This window comes from Streptomyces sp. SYSU D01066-1, from assembly GCF_054956795.1.
In genome coordinates, this window is the sequence record NZ_JBUDHV010000006.1 from 176,019 (window position 1) to 192,249 (window position 16,231).

Annotated in this window: 16 protein-coding genes; 4 read left to right on the top strand and 12 right to left on the bottom strand. The window is 72.9% G+C overall.

Annotation, left to right across the window (positions count from 1 at the left end; genetic code table 11):
* The first annotated feature begins 49 nt into the window (after nucleotides 1-49).
* Nucleotides 50-1,225 carry a PQQ-dependent sugar dehydrogenase gene (locus ACY1JF_RS08710; protein WP_462704493.1) on the top strand — a complete coding sequence of 392 codons (1,176 nt, stop codon included), beginning with the start codon at nucleotides 50-52 and terminating at the stop codon, nucleotides 1,223-1,225.
* Nucleotides 1,226-1,237: 12 nt separating this feature from the next.
* Here the strand turns inward: ACY1JF_RS08710 and ACY1JF_RS08715 are convergent, their stop codons facing one another.
* The 9 genes from ACY1JF_RS08715 to ACY1JF_RS08755 form a co-directional block, all read right to left on the bottom strand.
* Nucleotides 1,238-1,426: a DUF6191 domain-containing protein gene (locus ACY1JF_RS08715; protein ID WP_462704414.1), complete on the bottom strand. Its 189-nt coding sequence runs from the start codon at nucleotides 1,424-1,426 to the stop codon at nucleotides 1,238-1,240.
* Between the two features lie 142 nt (nucleotides 1,427-1,568).
* On the bottom strand, nucleotides 1,569-2,141 hold the full coding sequence (locus tag ACY1JF_RS08720) for a hypothetical protein (RefSeq protein WP_462704415.1): 573 nt from the start codon (nucleotides 2,139-2,141) through the stop codon (nucleotides 1,569-1,571).
* 35 nt (nucleotides 2,142-2,176) lie between these two features.
* On the bottom strand, nucleotides 2,177-2,752 hold the full coding sequence (locus tag ACY1JF_RS08725; protein WP_462704416.1) for a GNAT family N-acetyltransferase: 576 nt from the start codon (nucleotides 2,750-2,752) through the stop codon (nucleotides 2,177-2,179).
* On the bottom strand, nucleotides 2,730-4,958 hold the full coding sequence (locus ACY1JF_RS08730; RefSeq protein WP_462704417.1) for an MMPL family transporter: 2,229 nt from the start codon (nucleotides 4,956-4,958) through the stop codon (nucleotides 2,730-2,732). The genes ACY1JF_RS08725 and ACY1JF_RS08730 overlap by 23 nt, the downstream gene beginning before the upstream one ends.
* A 203-nt stretch (nucleotides 4,959-5,161) precedes the next feature.
* Nucleotides 5,162-6,676 (bottom strand): Asp-tRNA(Asn)/Glu-tRNA(Gln) amidotransferase subunit GatB, encoded by a 1,515-nt coding sequence (gene gatB / locus ACY1JF_RS08735; RefSeq protein WP_462704418.1) that lies wholly within the window; start codon nucleotides 6,674-6,676, stop codon nucleotides 5,162-5,164.
* 15 nt (nucleotides 6,677-6,691) lie between these two features.
* Nucleotides 6,692-6,931, bottom strand: a complete 240-nt coding sequence (locus tag ACY1JF_RS08740) for a hypothetical protein (RefSeq protein WP_462704419.1) — start codon at nucleotides 6,929-6,931, stop codon at nucleotides 6,692-6,694.
* Nucleotides 6,928-8,421, bottom strand: coding sequence for an Asp-tRNA(Asn)/Glu-tRNA(Gln) amidotransferase subunit GatA (gene gatA / locus ACY1JF_RS08745; RefSeq protein ID WP_462704420.1), 1,494 nt, complete (start codon nucleotides 8,419-8,421; stop codon nucleotides 6,928-6,930). The genes ACY1JF_RS08740 and gatA overlap by 4 nt, the downstream gene beginning before the upstream one ends.
* Nucleotides 8,422-8,426: 5 nt before the next feature.
* Nucleotides 8,427-8,723: an Asp-tRNA(Asn)/Glu-tRNA(Gln) amidotransferase subunit GatC gene (gene gatC / locus ACY1JF_RS08750; protein ID WP_462704421.1), complete on the bottom strand. Its 297-nt coding sequence runs from the start codon at nucleotides 8,721-8,723 to the stop codon at nucleotides 8,427-8,429.
* Between the two features lie 110 nt (nucleotides 8,724-8,833).
* Nucleotides 8,834-9,337: a MarR family winged helix-turn-helix transcriptional regulator gene (locus tag ACY1JF_RS08755; protein WP_462704422.1), complete on the bottom strand. Its 504-nt coding sequence runs from the start codon at nucleotides 9,335-9,337 to the stop codon at nucleotides 8,834-8,836.
* A gap of 106 nt (nucleotides 9,338-9,443) precedes the next feature.
* Between ACY1JF_RS08755 and ACY1JF_RS08760 the strand changes: the two genes are divergently transcribed.
* The 3 genes from ACY1JF_RS08760 to ACY1JF_RS08770 are packed head-to-tail and all read left to right on the top strand — an operon-like array spanning nucleotide 9,444 to nucleotide 10,487.
* Nucleotides 9,444-9,980 carry a phenolic acid decarboxylase gene (locus ACY1JF_RS08760; RefSeq protein WP_462704423.1) on the top strand — a complete coding sequence of 179 codons (537 nt, stop codon included), beginning with the start codon at nucleotides 9,444-9,446 and terminating at the stop codon, nucleotides 9,978-9,980.
* Between the two features lie 28 nt (nucleotides 9,981-10,008).
* A complete protein-coding gene (locus ACY1JF_RS08765; protein WP_462704424.1) occupies nucleotides 10,009-10,134 on the top strand; it encodes a hypothetical protein in 126 nt (41 codons plus the stop codon).
* Complete coding sequence (locus ACY1JF_RS08770; RefSeq protein ID WP_462704425.1) at nucleotides 10,125-10,487, top strand: DUF3237 family protein; 363 nt, start codon at nucleotides 10,125-10,127, stop codon at nucleotides 10,485-10,487. The genes ACY1JF_RS08765 and ACY1JF_RS08770 overlap by 10 nt, the downstream gene beginning before the upstream one ends.
* An 18-nt stretch (nucleotides 10,488-10,505) precedes the next feature.
* Here ACY1JF_RS08770 and ACY1JF_RS08775 read toward each other — a convergent pair whose 3' ends face one another.
* The 3 genes from ACY1JF_RS08775 to ACY1JF_RS08785 all read right to left on the bottom strand — a co-directional run bounded on the left by ACY1JF_RS08775 (nucleotide 10,506) and on the right by ACY1JF_RS08785 (nucleotide 16,225).
* On the bottom strand, nucleotides 10,506-12,743 hold the full coding sequence (locus tag ACY1JF_RS08775; protein ID WP_462704426.1) for a putative bifunctional diguanylate cyclase/phosphodiesterase: 2,238 nt from the start codon (nucleotides 12,741-12,743) through the stop codon (nucleotides 10,506-10,508).
* A 262-nt stretch (nucleotides 12,744-13,005) separates the two neighbouring features.
* Entirely contained in the window at nucleotides 13,006-15,201 is a 2,196-nt protein-coding gene (gene ligA, locus ACY1JF_RS08780) for an NAD-dependent DNA ligase LigA (RefSeq protein WP_462704427.1), read from the bottom strand.
* A 16-nt stretch (nucleotides 15,202-15,217) separates the two neighbouring features.
* A complete protein-coding gene (locus tag ACY1JF_RS08785; RefSeq protein ID WP_462704428.1) occupies nucleotides 15,218-16,225 on the bottom strand; it encodes a methionine synthase in 1,008 nt (335 codons plus the stop codon).
* Between the last annotated feature and the right edge of the window lie 6 nt (nucleotides 16,226-16,231).

Genomic DNA, 16,231 nt, shown 5'->3' on the forward strand with positions numbered 1-16,231 from the left:
GACGGGGTTCGTCACCGTGAGGACCCACCGCGTCGAAGGGACCGTGATCGTGCGACGTCGCGCCGTACCGGCCGCGCTGACCACCGCCGTGCTGCTGCTGGCGGCCGGCTGCTCCTCCGACGACGGGGACGGTGGGGGCGCGGCCGGCTGGAACGAGCGGACCACCCCCGGCCGTACGGCGTCGTCCGCGCCCCCCTCGTCGGCCGCGACCGCCGGACAGGCGCCGCCCGCGAAGGGCTCGGTCGAGGTGATCCGTACGGTCGCCACGGGTCTGGACAGCCCCTGGGGCCTGGCCCCGCTGCCCGACGGCGACCTGCTCGTCTCCTCCCGGGACGAGGGCACGATCACGCGGGTCGACACCGCGACCGGGAAGCGGACGGAACTGGGCGAGGTGCCCGGGGTGTCACCGGCCGGGGAGGGCGGCCTGCTCGGCATCGCCCTGTCGCCCGAGTACGCCGCCGACCGCACGGTCTACGCCTACTGCACGTCCGCCTCGGACAACCGGATCGTGCGGATGCTGTACGACGCCGGCAAGCCGTCCGGTGAGCAGCTCGGCGCGCCGGACACGGTGTTCAGGGGCATCCCCAAGGGTTTCGTCCACAACGGCGGCCGGATCGCCTTCGGCCCGGACAAGCTGCTGTACGTGGGCACGGGCGAGAGCGGCGACACCGGTCTGTCCCAGGACGAGGAGTCCCTCGGCGGGAAGATCCTGCGCCTGACCCCGGAGGGCGAGCCGGCGCCCGGCAACCCCTCCTCCGGCTCCCCCGTGTACTCCTACGGCCACCGCAACGTCCAGGGGCTGGCCTGGGACGCGCGGCGGCGCCTGTTCGCCGCGGAGTTCGGCCAGGACACCTGGGACGAGCTGAACGCGATCACGCCGGGCGGCAACTACGGCTGGCCCGAGGCCGAGGGCGAGTCGGACGACGACGCGTTCCGTGACCCGGTGGCGCAGTGGAGCACCGACGAGGCGTCCCCGAGCGGCATCGCGTACGCCGGGGGGTCGGTGTGGATGGCGGGGCTGAAGGGCGAGCGGCTGTGGCGCGTCCCCCTGGACGGCACCGAGGAGGCGGCCGAACCGCAGTCCTTCCTCCGGGGCGAGTACGGCCGGCTGCGCACGGTCGTGGCGGCGGGCGACGGCAGGCTGTGGCTGGTGACCAGCAACACGGACGGGCGGGGCGATCCGGGGCGGGAGGACGACCGGATCCTGGAGCTGGAGGTGACGTAGGCGGCGTGCCGGTCACTCCTCGTCGGCTGCGGCCTTCGGCCGCTTCGGGGGCCGTACGACGACCTTCCCGGAGCCGAGGTCTATCGGGCCGTGCCCGGCGTCGCCGTCGCCGACGTCCTCCCGGGTCAGCTCCAGCCTGTTCTGCTCGTCCCGGGTGCGTCGGCGGCCGGGTGCGAACAGTTCCTCGAAAGCGTTGAACACGTGACCTCCTCGGCCGGTGCTCCCCAGCGTACGTCCCGCCCCGCCGTGCGAGAGGCGGCCCCGGACGCGGCCGGGGGCCCGGAGGCGTCCGGCGCTCCGTGTGCGCCGGGCGCCCCCGGGCCCCCTTTGGTCCGTACGGGCGTCAGCTCACGGTCGGCACGGACAGCAGGATGTCGGTGTACGTGAGCACGGCCAGGAGCAGACCGATCACGCCCAGGGCGACGCCCGCCCAGGCGACCGACTTGATCCACGGGGCCTGCGGCCTGTCGGGCGCGCCGAACGCGGGCCGGACCAGCACCACGACGCCGACGAGCAGCGCGAACAGCGCGAACAGGCCGCTCCACAGGGCGGTGGCGTGCCAGGCGTCGCCGTAGCCCCGCTCCAGCAGGGTCTGCACGCTCGACGAGGAGGAGGCGGACGATTCGAGCTGGGCGAGGAGGTTCTTCTTGGCGCCGGCGATGGTGCCCGTCCAGCTTCCCGTCAGCGACACGACGCCGAGCGCCACGGAGACGACAGCCCCCGCGCCCTGCCCGACACCGGGGGTCTTCCCGGCGGCCGGCTCGGTCTCCTCGGCCGCCTCGGCCGCTTCCGGCTCCCCCTCCGTGGCCCGCGGTTCCTCCTGGGCCTCGGGGGCGTCGGTGACGTCGGTGACGTCCTCCTCGTGTTCGTCCGCCTTCGTCGCGGCGCCGGTCTCGTCCACTGTCTTCGTTCCCATGTCTCGCACCGTACGGACGCTCTCTGAGAGGTCCCTTAACGATCGTTGTGAGCGGTACGCGCGCGTGCCGCCCGCCACTCCGGCGCGAGCACGGCCCATATCTCCATGTCCTGACGCACCCCACGGTACGGGTTGCTCTCCCGGAGCACGCCCTCGCGGGTCAGGCCGAGCCGCCGGGCCGCGTTGACGCTGGGGAGGTTGGCGGAGGAGGCGTGCCACTCCACGCGGTGCATGCCGCGCTCGTCGAAGGCCCAGTCGATCAGGACGCGGGCGCCGCGGGTGACCAGGCCCTTGCCGGTACCGGCCGGCTCCAGCCAGCAGCCGATCTCGCAGACGCCGGACGCGGCGTCGAAGACGCGGAAGAGGAGCCCGCCGACGAGCTCGCCGTCCAGCCACAGCCCGTGCAGGAAGCCGCTGTCGGCGGCCCGCTTCTCGGCGTACACGGTGAGCAGGGCCCGCGCGGAGGCGGTGTCGGTGGCCTGCGTCCCGAACGGGATGTGCCGGGTGATGAACTCCCGGCCCCGGTCGAGGTGGGCGAGGAACTCCCCGGCGTGCCAGGGCTCCAGCGGACGCAGTTCGGCTCCGTCCTCACCCAGTGGTATCGCGTACATCGCGGTCCCGCTCCTCCCGCAGTCGGTTCATCACGTCGGTGAGCCTCTCATGCGCGGCACGGCACTCGGGCGGTTCGACGCTGATCCTCGGCAGCCGGGCTTCCAGCCAGGCGGGCAGCCACCAGTTGGCGCGGCCCAGCAGGTGCATCAGGGCGGGCACCAGCAGGGTGCGCAGGACGAAGGCGTCCAGGGCGACGGCGGCGGCGAGCGCGATGCCGAACATGGCGATGACGCGGTCGCCGGTGAGGACGAAGGCGAGGAAGACGGAGATCATGATGACCGCCGCGGAGTTGATCACCCGGCTGGTCTCGGCGAGTCCGACCCGTACCGCGCGCCGGTTGTCACCGGTCTCCAGCCACTCCTCGTACATGCGGCTGACCAGGAAGACCTGGTAGTCCATGGAGAGTCCGAAGAGGACCGAGACCATGATGACGGGGAGGAAGGGCTCGATCGGGCCCGCGCTGCCCAGGCCCAGCGCCTCGCTGCCCCAGCCCCACTGGAAGACGGCCACGACGACGCCGAAGGACCCGGCGACGGCGGCGATGTTCATGGCGGCGGCCTTCAGCGGTATGCCGACGGACCGGAAGGCCAGCAGGAGCAGCAGACAGCCGAGGCCCACGACGACGCCGACGAAGGCGGGGAGTTTGCCGACGATGACGTCGGCGAAGTCGTCGTACCCGGCCGTCACCCCGCCGACGTGGACGTCGAGCGCGGTGCCCCGCTCGGCGCGCGGCAGCACCTCGGTGCGCAGCCGGTCCACCAGATCGCTGGTGTCGGACGACTGCGGGGCCGACTCGGGTACGACGGTGAGGTACGCGGTGTCGCCGCCGGAGTCGAAGGTCACCGGCGTCACCGAGGCGACGCCCTCGGTGGCCCGCAGCGTGGCGTCGAGGTTGTCCAGGGCGAGCCGGTCCTCGGCGCCGCCGACCTCGGTGACCAGGGTGAGGGGGCCGTTGACGCCGGGGCCGAACCCGTCGGCGACCAGGTCGTAGGCGGCGCGGGTGGTGGAGCCCCGCGGGTCGTTGCCCTGGTCGGAGGTGCCCAGCCGCAGGCCCAGGGTGGGCAGCGCGAGGACGGTGACGACGAGGAGGGCGGCGGCGCCGAGGGCCTTGGGGCGGCGTTCGACCAGGGCCGACCAGCGGGCCGCGAATCCGGTGGGCAGCTCGGGTTCGGGGCCGTGCTCGGCGAGCCGGCGGCGCTCGCGGCGGCTGAGGGCGCGGGGGCCGATGAAGGAGAGCAGCGCGGGCAGCAGCGTCACGGAGGCGGCGGCGGTGAGGACCACGGTCAGCGCGGCGGCGACGGCGACCCCGTTGAGGAAGCCCAGCCGCAGGACCAGCATGCCGAGCAGGGCGATGCAGACGGTGGCGCCGGCGAAGACGACCGCGCGGCCGGTGGTCGTCACGGCGTTCACGGCCGCCTCGGTGGGGCTCAGGCCGCGTTTGAGGCCGCGCCGGTGCCGGGTGACGAGGAACAGCGCGTAGTCGATGCCGACGCCGAGTCCGATCAGCATGCCCAGCATCGGCGCGAAGTCGGCGACGGTCATGACGTGACCGAGGAGGGTGATGCCGGCGTAGGCGGTGCCGACGGAGACCAGCGCGGTGGCGATGGGCAGCAGCGCGGCGGCGAGGGAGCCGAAGGCGAGGAACAGGACGGCGGCGGCGACGGCCACGCCGACGGTCTCGGCCAGGTGTCCGCCGGGCGCCTCGGTCGCCGCGACGGCGCTGCCGCCCAGTTCCACCTGGAGCCCGTCGGCCGCGGCGGCCCGGGCGGTGTCGGCGACGGCGCGGACGCCGGCCCCGGCGAGGTCCGCGGCCCGCTCCTCGAAGGCGACGGTGGCGTAGGCGGTGCGCCCGTCCTCGCTGATCCGGCCGGTGTCCGGGGCGTCGTAGGGGCCGGTCACGGCGGCCACGCCGGGCAGGTCGGCGATGTCGTCGAGCGCGCCGGTCATGGTCTGTTCGACGGCGGCGGCCCGGACGGTGCCGGACGCGGTGTGCCAGACCACGGTGACGCTGTCGCCGCCGGCTCCGGGGAACCCGGCGGCGAGGAGTCCGGCGGCGCGGCTCGACTCGGTGCCGGGCACGTCGTAGTCGTCGGAGTAGGCGGGGCCGGTGACGGCCGCGGCGGCGGCGACGCCGGCGAGGGCGAGCAGCCACAACAGGACCGCGACGAGGCGGCGTCGGACACACCAGCGTGCAAGGGCTGCCACGGACCTGCTCCCAGAATGCCTGATGGTCGATCTTTGACCGGGAACAGCCGCTCATCGACCGAACAGCCCGCAAAGAACGTATGAGTGATGCGGTGCCACTCTTACAGGGAGAAATGATCCTTTGCACTGTTCGTGGGTTTACTCACAAAAGTGGGGGCGCGTCGTGTCCGACGCGCCCCCCGGGGCTCACCACCAGGAGCGGATCAGCCCTCCTCGACCCCCAGCTTCTGGAGGATCAGTTCCTTGACGCGGGCCGCGTCCGCCTGGCCGCGCGTCGCCTTCATGACGGCGCCGACCAGCGCGCCGGCCGCGGCCACCTTGCCGGACTGGATCTTGGCGACGATGCCGGCGTTGCCGGCGATCGCCTCGTCCACGGCGGCCGACAGCGCGCCCTCGTCCGACACGACCTTCAGGCCGCGCTTGTCGACGACCTCGTCCGGCGTGCCCTCGCCGGCGAGGACGCCCTCGATGACCTGGCGGGCCAGCTTGTCGTTGAGGTCGCCCTTGGCGACCAGCTCGGTGACGCGGGCCACCTGCTGCGGCGTGATCGCCAGCTCGTCCAGCGGCTTCTGCGACTCGTTGGCGCTGCGGGCCAGCTCGCCCATCCACCACTTGCGGGCGGAGGCCGCGTCGGCCCCGGCGTCGATGGTGGCGACGATCGGGTCCAGCGCGCCGGCGTTGAGGATGGCCTGCATGTCGGTGGCCGAGATCCCCCACTCCTCGCGGAGCCGGCTGCGGCGTGCCAGCGGCAGCTCGGGAAGCCCGCGGCGGATCTCCTCGACCCACTCGCGCGCGGGCGCCACCGGCACCAGGTCGGGCTCCGGGAAGTACCGGTAGTCCTCGGCCTCCTCCTTCACGCGGCCCGAGGTCGTGGACCCGGTGTCCTCGTGGAAGTGGCGGGTCTCCTGGACGACCGTGCCGCCGGAGGAGAGCACCGCCGCGTGCCGCTGGATCTCGAAGCGGGCCGCGCGCTCCACGGACCGCAGCGAGTTGACGTTCTTGGTCTCCGAGCGGGTGCCGAACTTCTCGGTGCCGTGCGGGCGCAGCGACAGGTTGACGTCGCAGCGCATCTGGCCCATCTCCATGCGGGCTTCCGACACGCCGAGCGCCCTGATGACCTCGCGCAGCTCACGCACGTACGCCCGCGCGACCTCCGGCGCGCGCTCCCCGGCGCCCTCGATCGGCTTGGTGACGATCTCGATGAGCGGGATGCCGGCGCGGTTGTAGTCGAGCAGGGAGTGGGACGCGCCGTGGATACGGCCGGTGGCGCCGCCGACGTGGGTCGACTTGCCGGTGTCCTCCTCCATGTGGGCGCGCTCGATCTGGACGCGGAAGGTCTCGCCGTCCTCCAGCTGTACGTCGAGGTAGCCGTCGAAGGCGATCGGCTCGTCGTACTGGGAGGTCTGGAAGTTCTTCGGCATGTCCGGATAGAAGTAGTTCTTCCGGGCGAAGCGGCACCACTCGGCGATCGAGCAGTTCAGCGCGAGGCCGATCTTGATGGCGGACTCCACGCCGGTCGCGTTGACGACCGGGAGCGCGCCGGGCATGCCGAGGCAGACCGGGCAGGTCTGGGTGTTCGGGTCGGCGCCGAGCGCGGTGGAACAGCCGCAGAACATCTTGGTCTTGGTGCCGAGTTCGACATGGACCTCAAGGCCCATGACGGGGTCGTACGACGCGAGTGCGTCCTCGTACGACACCAGGTCGGTCGTGGTGGTCACGGTGAAACTTCCCTCTCAGCCCAGCAGGACGTCGTCGTCGCCCAGCCGCTTCAGCTCGCGGTAGAGGATGGCGAGGCCGGTGACGATGGCGGCGGCGGACACGGCGGCGTCGACCAGGCGGAGCGTGTCGCTCTCGGTGCGGGCGAGCTTCGCCTGCTTGGCGACGCTGATCGCGCCGAACGCGGTGGTGGCCATGGACAGGTACAGGCCGTTCTTGGACTTCTTGAAGCCCTTGGCCTTCGACAGCTTGCTCACAGCGACGGTGCCTCCTCGATCAGCGGGTGGCCCCACCTTTCCACGAAGGCGGCCTCGACGGCGGCGCCGACCTTGTACAGCCGGTCGTCCTGCATGGCGGGGGCGATGATCTGCAGACCCACCGGCAGGTTGTCCTCGGGGGCGAGGCCGCAGGGCAGCGACATGGCCGCGTTGCCCGCCAGGTTGGTGGGGATGGTGCACAGGTCGGCGAGGTACATCGCCATCGGGTCGTCGGCGCGCTCACCGATCGGGAAGGCGGTGGTCGGGGTGGTCGGGGAGACGATCACGTCGACCCGCTCGAAGGCCTTCTCGAAGTCGCGGGTGATGAGCGTACGGACCTTCTGCGCGGAGCCGTAGTACGCGTCGTAGTACCCGCTGGACAGGGCGTAGGTGCCGAGCATGATGCGGCGCTTGACCTCGGGGCCGAAGCCGGCCTCGCGGGTCAGGGAGGTGACCTCCTCGGCGGAGTGCGTGCCGTCGTCGCCGACGCGGGCGCCGTAGCGCAGGCCGTCGAAGCGGGCGAGGTTGGAGGAGCACTCGGACGGGGCGATCAGGTAGTACGCCGACAGCGCGAGGTCGAAGGACGGGCAGTCCAGCTCGACGATCTCGGCGCCCAGCTCCTTCAGCAGCTCGACGGACTCGTCGAACCGCTGGATGACGCCGGCCTGGTAGCCCTCGCCGCGGAACTGCTTGACGACGCCGACGCGCATGCCCTCGACGCTGCCGTTGCGGGCGGCCTCGACGACCGGCGGGACGGGCGCGTCGATCGACGTGGAGTCCATCGGGTCGTGGCCGGCGATCACCTCGTGCAGCAGGGCCGCGTCCAGGACCGTACGGGCGCAGGGGCCGCCCTGGTCGAGGGAGGAGGAGAACGCCACCATGCCGTAGCGGGAGACGCCGCCGTAGGTCGGCTTGACGCCGACCGTGCCGGTGACGGCCGCGGGCTGGCGGATGGAACCGCCGGTGTCGGTGCCGATGGCCAGCGGGGCCTGGAAGGCGGCGAGCGCGGCGGAGGAACCGCCGCCGGAACCGCCGGGGATCCTGGTGAGGTCCCAGGGGTTGCCGGTCGGCCCGTACGCGCTGTTCTCCGTCGACGAGCCCATGGCGAACTCGTCCATGTTGGTCTTGCCGAGGATGACGACGTCGGCGGCCTTGAGCTTCTTGGTGACCGTCGCGTCGTAGGGCGGCAGCCAGCCTTCGAGGATCTTGGAGCCGACGGTCGTGGGGACGCCCTCGGTGGTGAAGATGTCCTTGAGCGCGAGGGGGACGCCGGCCAGCGGGCCGAGCTCCTCCCCGCGGGCGCGCTTCGCGTCCACGGCGCGGGCCTGGGCGAGGGCGCCCTCGCGGTCGACGTGCAGGAAGGCGTGCACCTTCTCGTCGACCGCCTCGATGCGGGCCAGGTGCGCCTCGGTGACCTCCACGGCCGTCAGCTCGCCGGAGGCGATCTTCGCGGCGATCTCGGCCGCGGTGAGCTTGATGATGTCGCTCATGGCGGTTACTCCTCCCCCAGGATCTGCGGCACCTTGAAACGCTGCTGCTCCTGGGCCGGGGCGCCGGAGAGCGCCTGCGCGGGCGTGAGCGACGGACGGACCTCGTCGGCCCGCATGACGTTGGTCAGCGGGAGCGGGTGCGAGGTCGGGGGTACGTCTTGGTCGGCGACCTCGCTGACGCGGGCGACCGCGCCGATGATGTCGTCCAGCTGTCCCGCGAAGTGCTCGAGCTCTTCGGGCTTCAGCTCCAGACGCGCCAGCCGGGCGAGGTGGGCGACCTCCTCGCGCGTGATGCCAGGCATGCAGCGTTCCTCTGGGTGGGAGTGTGTGGTTTGGCCCAATCCTATGGGGCGGGGACGGGTGCTCGTGAAACGGTTTGCCGCCGGCGTCGCGAAGGTGCCGCGGCCCCTGTTCAGGCGGGGTCCTTGCCCCGGCCGGGATCCGTCGCCTCCAGGGCCTCCACCAGGCGGCGCAACGCGGGCAGCGCCGACTCCAGGCTGGCGCGGTCGGCGTCGGACAGTTCCTCGACGACCCGGGTGAGGGCCGCGGCGCTGGCCCGGTCGTAGCGGCGCAGCAGCCCCAGGGCCCGGTCGGACACCGTCAGCATCACCGTGCGCTGGTCGTGCTCCGGCCGCAGCCGTTCCACGAGCCGGGCGGCGGACATCGCGCGGACGAGGTTGCTGACGGTGGAGGGCGCGATCCGCAGCCGGGCGGCGGCCGCGGAGGGCGAGAGACCGTCCGGGGCCGCGGACAGGGCGCGCAGCAGTTCGATCTGCGCCTCCGGCAGGTCGGGCAGGCCCTCGGCGTTGCGGGTGGAGCGCAGGACGGCCCGGCGCAGCGGTCCGAGCAGCCCGCCGAGCCCGGAGGCGACCCGCGCCGCCCCGTCCGCCGCTTCCCCTTCTTCCGTCGGTCGCATGGCTCCATTGTGAACCGCTCCCATAAAGTTTTGTCACAAATATATTTTGTGGCACAGTGAAGTGGGGGATCGGAACCAGGCCCGCACCACAGCGAGGAGCACCACCATGACCAGGAACGACACGCCGACCACCGTCGAGAACCCCGTCCCGCCGCAGGACCTCGGCGGCATCGTCGGACACCGGTTCATCTACACGTACGCCAACGGCTGGCAGTACGAGATGTACGTGAAGAACGCGAAGACCATCGACTACCGCATCCACACGGGCATGGTCGGCGGCCGCTGGGTGAAGGACCAGGAGGTGGACCTGGTGCGGCTCGCCGAGGACGTGTACAAGATCTCCTGGAACGAGCCCACCGGGACGTCGGTCGTCGTCAACGTGCTGCCCGGCCGGCGCGTGCTGCACGGCACGATCTTCTTCCCGCGCTGGATCGAGGAGGACGGCGGCAAGACCGTGCTCTACCAGAACGACCACCTGGACGAGATGCGCGCCTTCCGCGACGCCGGCCCCACCTACCCCATCTACGTCGTCCCGGAGTTCGCCCGGATCACCCTGTTCGAGCGGGTGGGCGAGGACGACGAGAGCATCGTCGCCGTGGGCCCCGAGGAGCTGCCCGCCGGTTTCGCCGACCGCGTCAACTGACCGCCCACGACACCGGACGGGGAACGCCATGGACCGTCACCGCACGCCGGCACTGACCTTCTTCGCCCATCTGTCCGTGCTCGTCGACCCGCCGTACGACCTCGGCGGGACACCGGAGGGACACCGGAGGGACACCGCCGTCTGGTGCCGCTGACCGGGGGCCGCTTCGAGGGGTCCGGCCTGCGCGGGACGGTCCTGCCCGGCGGCGCCGACCACCAGATCCCGCGGACGGCGTCCCTCACCGAACTCGACGCCCAGTACGCCCTGGAGACCGACCGGGGCGAGCGCGTCGCCGTCCACGCCGTCGGCATCCGCGCCGGCCTCCCGGAGGACATCGCCGCCCTGGTCCGGGGCGAGGAGGTCCCGCCGGAACGCGTCTACTTCCGCGGCTTCCCCCGCCTGACCACCGCCGCGCCCCGGCTGTCCTGGATCAACGAGCGGCTGTTCGTGGCCACCGGGGAGCGCCGCCCGGACAGTGTGGAGCTCGACGTCCACCTGCTGAACTGACGCTGCGCCGCCGGGGGCTCAGCCCCGCCCCGGCTCGTCCCCGGCGGCGGCGGGCAGCGCGGCAGCGGGCCGCTGCCACCCCCGCGACCCCCGCGCCCGCAGCCACGCCGTCGTCTCGTCCGGCGGCATCGCCGCCGCCACCAGCCAGCCCTGTACCGCGTCGCAGCCCAGGTCCCGCAGCCGCTCCCACGTCTCGTCGTCCTCGACGCCCTCCGCGACGACCAGCAGCCCCAGCGAGTGCGCGAGGTCGACCGTGCACCGCACGATCTCCGCGTCCTCGTTGTCGACGGCCAGCCGGGCCACGAAGGAGCGGTCGATCTTCAGCTCGCTGACGGGGAGCTTGCGCAGGTGGACCAGGGAGGAGTACCCGGTGCCGAAGTCGTCCAGGGACATCTTCACCCCGTGCCCGGTCAGCCCGGCCAGGGTGTCGGCGGCGCGCTGCGGGTCCTCCAGGAGGACGTGTTCCGTGATCTCCAGCTGGAGCGCGCCCGCCGGGACGCCGTGCCGGGCCAGGCGCGCGGCGACCAGGCCGGCGAAGCCGGGAGCGTGCACGTCGCGCGGGGAGACGTTGACCGCGACCGGCACGAACAGGCCCTGCGCCCGCCACCGGGCGACCTGGGCGAGCGCCGTCTCCAGCACGTACTCCGTCAGCTGGGGCATCAGCCCCGAGGACTCGGCGATGGCTATGAACTCGTCCGGCGGCACCTTGCCGCGCTCGGGGTGCACCCACCGCACCAGCGCCTCCAGCCCCGCGACCTGCCCGTCGAAGCGGACCTTGGGCTGGTAGTGCAGCTCCACCTCCCGGGCGTCCAGGGCGCGGCGCAGGTCGCCGAGGAGGCCGAGGCGGTCCGGGGTGTTGGAGTCCCGCTTGGACTCGTAGACCTCGACGCCCGTACGGTCCCGCTTCGCCTGGTACATCGCCACGTCCGCCCGGCGCAGCAGCCCTTCGGCGTCCAGGCCGTGGTCGGGGAAGACGGCGACCCCGGCGCTGGCCTCCAGGACCAGGGTGAGTCCGTCCAGGTCGAGCGGGGAGCCGAGGGCGCCGACCAGGCCGTGGGCGACCTGGGTCGCGGACGTGGTGGAGTCGGTGACGGGCAGCAGGACGGCGAACTCGTCGCCGCCCAGCCGCGCCGCCTCCGCCCCGCGTGGCAGCGCCGCCCGCAGCCGGTCGGCGATCTGGAGCAGCAGCCGGTCACCGGCCAGGTGCCCGAGGGTGTCGTTGACCGACCGGAAACGGTCGAGGTCGATCAGCATCAGGGCGGTGCGGATCCCGGTCCGCTCGGCGTCGTCCAGCGCGGTCCAGATGCGTTCCTGGAGCCACTGCCGGTTGGGCAGTCCGGTCAGCGGGTCGCGGAGTTGTTCCTCGGCGCGGGCGCGGGCGATCCACAGGGTGGAGTCGAGGGCGATCAGCGGGATCGCGAACAGCGGCAGCAGCACCGGCTGCGCGAAGGCGACCACGCAGATCAGCGGGGCGATGCCGAGCAGGGCGACGGCGACCAGGCCCTGTCTGGCCAGGGCGGTGCGGGCGATGGTGGGCAGGCCGGGGCACGGGGTGTGCAGGTACCACAGCAGGGTGCGGGTGACGGCGAGGTAGGCGACGGCGGCCAGCACCACCTTGGGCGCGGCGGCGACCGTCCAGGTGCCCGGGTCCCAGGGCGCCTCGACGGACGGCACGGCGCCGCAGGCGCCCAGCAGGGCGGCGCCCGCGGCGATGCCGAGGACGTCGACCGCGCCGTGCAGCACGCCCTGGCGCCAGCGGCCCCGGCGGGCGACGCCGACCAGGACGACGACGGTGAGGCTGACCATGCCGGCCGGGACCCAGCCGTAGAGCAGCAGCACGGCCAGGGTGAGGGCGGCGCCGGAGCCGGTGCCGCCCCACCAGCGGGCGCGGCCGAGCAGGACGAGGTGGCCGACGACGACGCCGGTCAGCAGGGCCAGCGACCAGCCGGCCGCGCCGGACGGGAAGAGCGCGTGCCCGTCGGCGAACGCCCGGTAGAACCCGGCGCCCAGGACGAACCCGGCCGCCGCGACCACCGCCGCGGGCAACGCGGGCCAGGACAGGTGCCGTTCGGCGTCGGTGTCCGGCAGGCCGGGAGCGTGCTCGGTGCCGCGGCCGGGCGGCGTGGCCCGGGCGGTGCGCCCCCGTCCGCCGCCCTCCGGAGAAGGCCGCCCGGCCCACCGGCTCGCACGCGCCGCGTCCCACAGGCGACGCGGGCGCAGCCGTGAGCCCGGGGCGGCGCTCTCGGTCGGTTCCATTCCCGTCCCTCTCACAGCCGGCGGTGCCCGCGCCACGCGGCCCGGCGCCCGAGGGGGCCGCCGGCGGTTCCGCGTGGGAAAGTCCGTTTCCCGGCCCCTTCGGAGCGCGGGCGATGCCCCGGCCGCGACTGGGCGCGGCAGGCGCACGTCCCAACAGTAGGCCGCGGAAGGCTTCCACGGGCACCGCTCGTCGGCGGTTGCCCGATTGCGCCCCGGCCACCCCTATGCATCCGGTATGCACCGAACGGGCGGCCTTCAACCGCTATTCCTCAGCCGAAAGTGCGACGTCCGAGGCGGCTTCGGGCCCTTGTTCGAGCAGGACGTCGAAGCCGTCCTCGTCGAGCACCGGGACCTTCAGCTGCATCGCCTTGTCGTGTTTCGACCCGGGGTTGTCGCCCACGACGACGAACGAGGTCTTCTTCGACACCGAACCGGTCACCTTGGCGCCCCGGCTCTGCAGGGCCTCCTTGGCGCCGTCCCGGGTGTAGCGCTCCAGGGTGCCGGTGACGACGACGGTGAGGCCTTCGAGCGGGCGCGGCCCCTCGTCCTCGCCGGTGGACCGCTCTTCCAGGGGGACGCCGGCCGCCTTCCACTTGCGGACGATCTCGCGGTGCCACTCCTCGGCGAACCACTCCTTGAGGGAGGCTGCGATGATCGGCCCGACCCCGTCGGTGTTGGCCAGCTCCTCCTCACTGGCCTGCTCGATGCGGTCCACGGAGCGGAACTGGCGGGCGAGTTCCCGCGCGGCGACCGGTCCGACGTGCCGGATGGAGAGTCCGTTGAGGAACCGGGCCAAGGGGCGGGTCTTGGCGTCCTCGATGTTCCTGAGCAGGGCGAGGGCGTTCTTCTTCGGCTCGCCCTTCTGGTTGGCGAAGACCGTGACGACCTTCTCCTCGCCGGTCTTGGGGTCGCGCTTGGGCAGCCCGCTGACCGGGTCCAGGACGTACGCCTTGATGGGCAGCAGTTTCTCGATCGTGAGGTCGAACAGGTCGCCCTCGTCGACCAGCGGCGGGTCGGCCGGCTCCAGCGGCTGGGTCAGCGCGGCGGCGGCGACGGCCCCGAAGTGCTCGATGTCCAGGCACTCACGGCCGGCGAGGTAGGTGACGCGCTCGCGCAACTGGGCGGGGCAGCTGCGCGCGTTGGGGCAGCGCAGGTCGATGTCGCCCTCCTTCATGGGGCGCAGCGGCGTCCCGCACTCGGGGCACTCGGCCGGCATCACGAACTCGCGCTCGCTGCCGTCCCGCAGGTCGGCGACGGGCCCGAGGATCTCCGGGATCACGTCACCGGCCTTGCGCAGCACCACCGTGTCGCCGACGAGGACGCCCTTGGCCTTGACGACCTCCTGGTTGTGCAGCGTGGCGAACTCCACCTCGCTGCCGGCCACGGTCACCGGCTCGACCTGGGCGTAGGGCGTGACCCGGCCGGTGCGGCCGACGCCGACCTTGATGTCGACGAGCTTGGTGTTGACCTCCTCGGGCGCGTACTTGTAGGCGATGGCCCAGCGGGGGGCGCGGGCGGTGGAGCCGAGCCGGCCCTGGAGGCGGATCTCGTCGAGCTTGACGACGACGCCGTCGATCTCGTGCACCACCGAGTGGCGGTTCTCGCCGTAGTACGCGATGAACTCGTGCACCTCGGCGAGGGTGTCGACCGCCCTGTTGTACGGGGAGGTGGGCAGGCCCCACTCCTTGAGGAGGCCGTACGCCTCGGAGAGGCGGGTCAGGCCCGCGTAACCCTCCAGGACGCCGATGCCGTGGACGACCATGTGCAGGGGACGGCTCGCCGTGACGCGGGGGTCCTTCTGGCGCAGCGAACCGGCCGCCGCGTTGCGCGGGTTCGCGAAGGGCTTGTCGCCGGCCTCGACCAGACGGGCGTTCAGCTCCTCGAACTTCTCCATCGGGAAGTAGACCTCGCCGCGGATCTCCACCAGGTCGGGGACCTTGTCGCCCTTCAGGCGCTCGGGGATGTCGGCGATGGTGCGGACGTTGGGCGTGATGTCCTCGCCGGTGCGGCCGTCGCCGCGGGTGGCGGCGCGGACCAGGCGGCCGCGCTCGTAGGTGAGGTTGACGGCCAGTCCGTCGACCTTCAGCTCGCACAGGAAGTGGAACTCCTGCTCGCCCAGCTCCTTGTGGAGGCGCTCGGCCCAGGCGGTCAGCTCCTCCTCGTTGAACGTGTTGTCCAGGGAGAGCATGCGCGAGCGGTGCTCGACGGCGGTGAACTCCGTCTCGTAGGAACCGGCGACCTTCTGGGTCGGCGACTGCGGGGTACGCAGCGGCGGGTACTCCTCCTCCAGCGCCTCCAGGTCGCGCAGCAGCCGGTCGAAGTCCGCGTCGCTGATGACGGGGGCGTCCTTCACGTAGTACCGGAAGCGGTGCTCCTCGATCCGCTCAGCGAGCTGAACGTGCTTCTCCCGTGCCTCGGCGGGCACGTTCGTCGTCTCCGCCTGCTTGTCGCCGGCCACCGTGTATGTCCTCCCGTTACTCTGGGTCGTCCGCGAGGGATCTCGCCGCCCGGACGCAGTGGGCGAGCGCCCGCCGCGCGTACTCGGGGGACGCGCCCGCGAGTCCGCACGCCGGGGTCACCGTGACCGCGTCCGCGAGAAGCCCCGGATGCAGCCCCAGCCTGCGCCACAGCGTCCTGACACCCATGACGCTACCGGCAGGGTCTGACAACGGGCCCCCGGCGGTCGGCACGACACCGGCGAACAGCCGTGTCCCGCCCTCCACGGCCTCCCCGATCATCTCGTCGTCACGCTCGGTGAGCAGGGAGAAGTCGAAGGAGACACCGGCCACGCCGGCCCGGCGCAGCAGGGCGAACGGGACGTCGGGCGCGCACGAGTGGACCACGACGGGGCCGGCCCCGTGCGCCCCGGCGACGTCGCGCAGCGCGGCCTCGACGACCTGCCGGTCGACGGCCCGGTGGGTGCGGTAGCCGCTGGCGGTCCGCACCCGGCCGCGCAGTACGGCGGTGAGGGAGGGCTCGTCGAGCTGGAGCACGAGGGTGGCGCCGGGGACGCGGCGGGCGACCTCCGCGAGGTGCTCGCGCAGCCCCTCGGCGAGGGAGGCGGCGAGGTCCCGGCAGGCCCCGGCGTCGCTCAGCACCGCCTCGCCGCCCCGCAGCTCCAGCGCGGCGGCCAGCGTCCAGGGGCCGACGGCCTGCACCTTCAGCGGGCCCTGGTACCCCTGGGTGAACTCCTCCAGGGCGTCGAGGTCCTCCCGCAGCCAGGCCCGGGCCCGCCTGGTGTCCCGGCCCGGCCGGTCGCCGAGCCGCCAGCCGCTGGGCTCCACGCGCGCGTACAGCTCGACGAGCATCCCGGCGGTGCGTCCGATCATGTCGGCGCCGGGCCCGCGGGCGGGCAGCTCGGGCAGGAACGGGAAGTCCTCGAAGGTCCCGGTGACGGTCTTGACGGCCTCGCGCGCGTCCTGTCCCGGCAGGGACCCGACGCCGGTGGCCGCACCGAACCTGGTCTGGCTGTTTTCGCTCACCCCGGC

What these genes read in the sequence shown, in the direction of transcription:
- ACY1JF_RS08755 (WP_462704422.1), bottom strand. Translation starts at nt 9,337, where the DNA reads ATGCGACCGACGGAAGAAGGGGAAGCGGCGGACGGGGCGGCGCGGGTC.
- ACY1JF_RS08775 (WP_462704426.1), bottom strand. Translation starts at nt 12,743, where the DNA reads ATGGAACCGACCGAGAGCGCCGCCCCGGGCTCACGGCTGCGCCCGCGT.
- ACY1JF_RS08720 (WP_462704415.1), bottom strand. Translation starts at nt 2,141, where the DNA reads ATGGGAACGAAGACAGTGGACGAGACCGGCGCCGCGACGAAGGCGGAC.
- ACY1JF_RS08760 (WP_462704423.1), top strand. Translation starts at nt 9,444, where the DNA reads ATGACCAGGAACGACACGCCGACCACCGTCGAGAACCCCGTCCCGCCG.
- gatA (WP_462704420.1), bottom strand. Translation starts at nt 8,421, where the DNA reads ATGAGCGACATCATCAAGCTCACCGCGGCCGAGATCGCCGCGAAGATC.
- gatC (WP_462704421.1), bottom strand. Translation starts at nt 8,723, where the DNA reads ATGCCTGGCATCACGCGCGAGGAGGTCGCCCACCTCGCCCGGCTGGCG.
- ACY1JF_RS08765 (WP_462704424.1), top strand. Translation starts at nt 10,009, where the DNA reads ATGGACCGTCACCGCACGCCGGCACTGACCTTCTTCGCCCATCTGTCC.
- ACY1JF_RS08725 (WP_462704416.1), bottom strand. Translation starts at nt 2,752, where the DNA reads ATGTACGCGATACCACTGGGTGAGGACGGAGCCGAACTGCGTCCGCTG.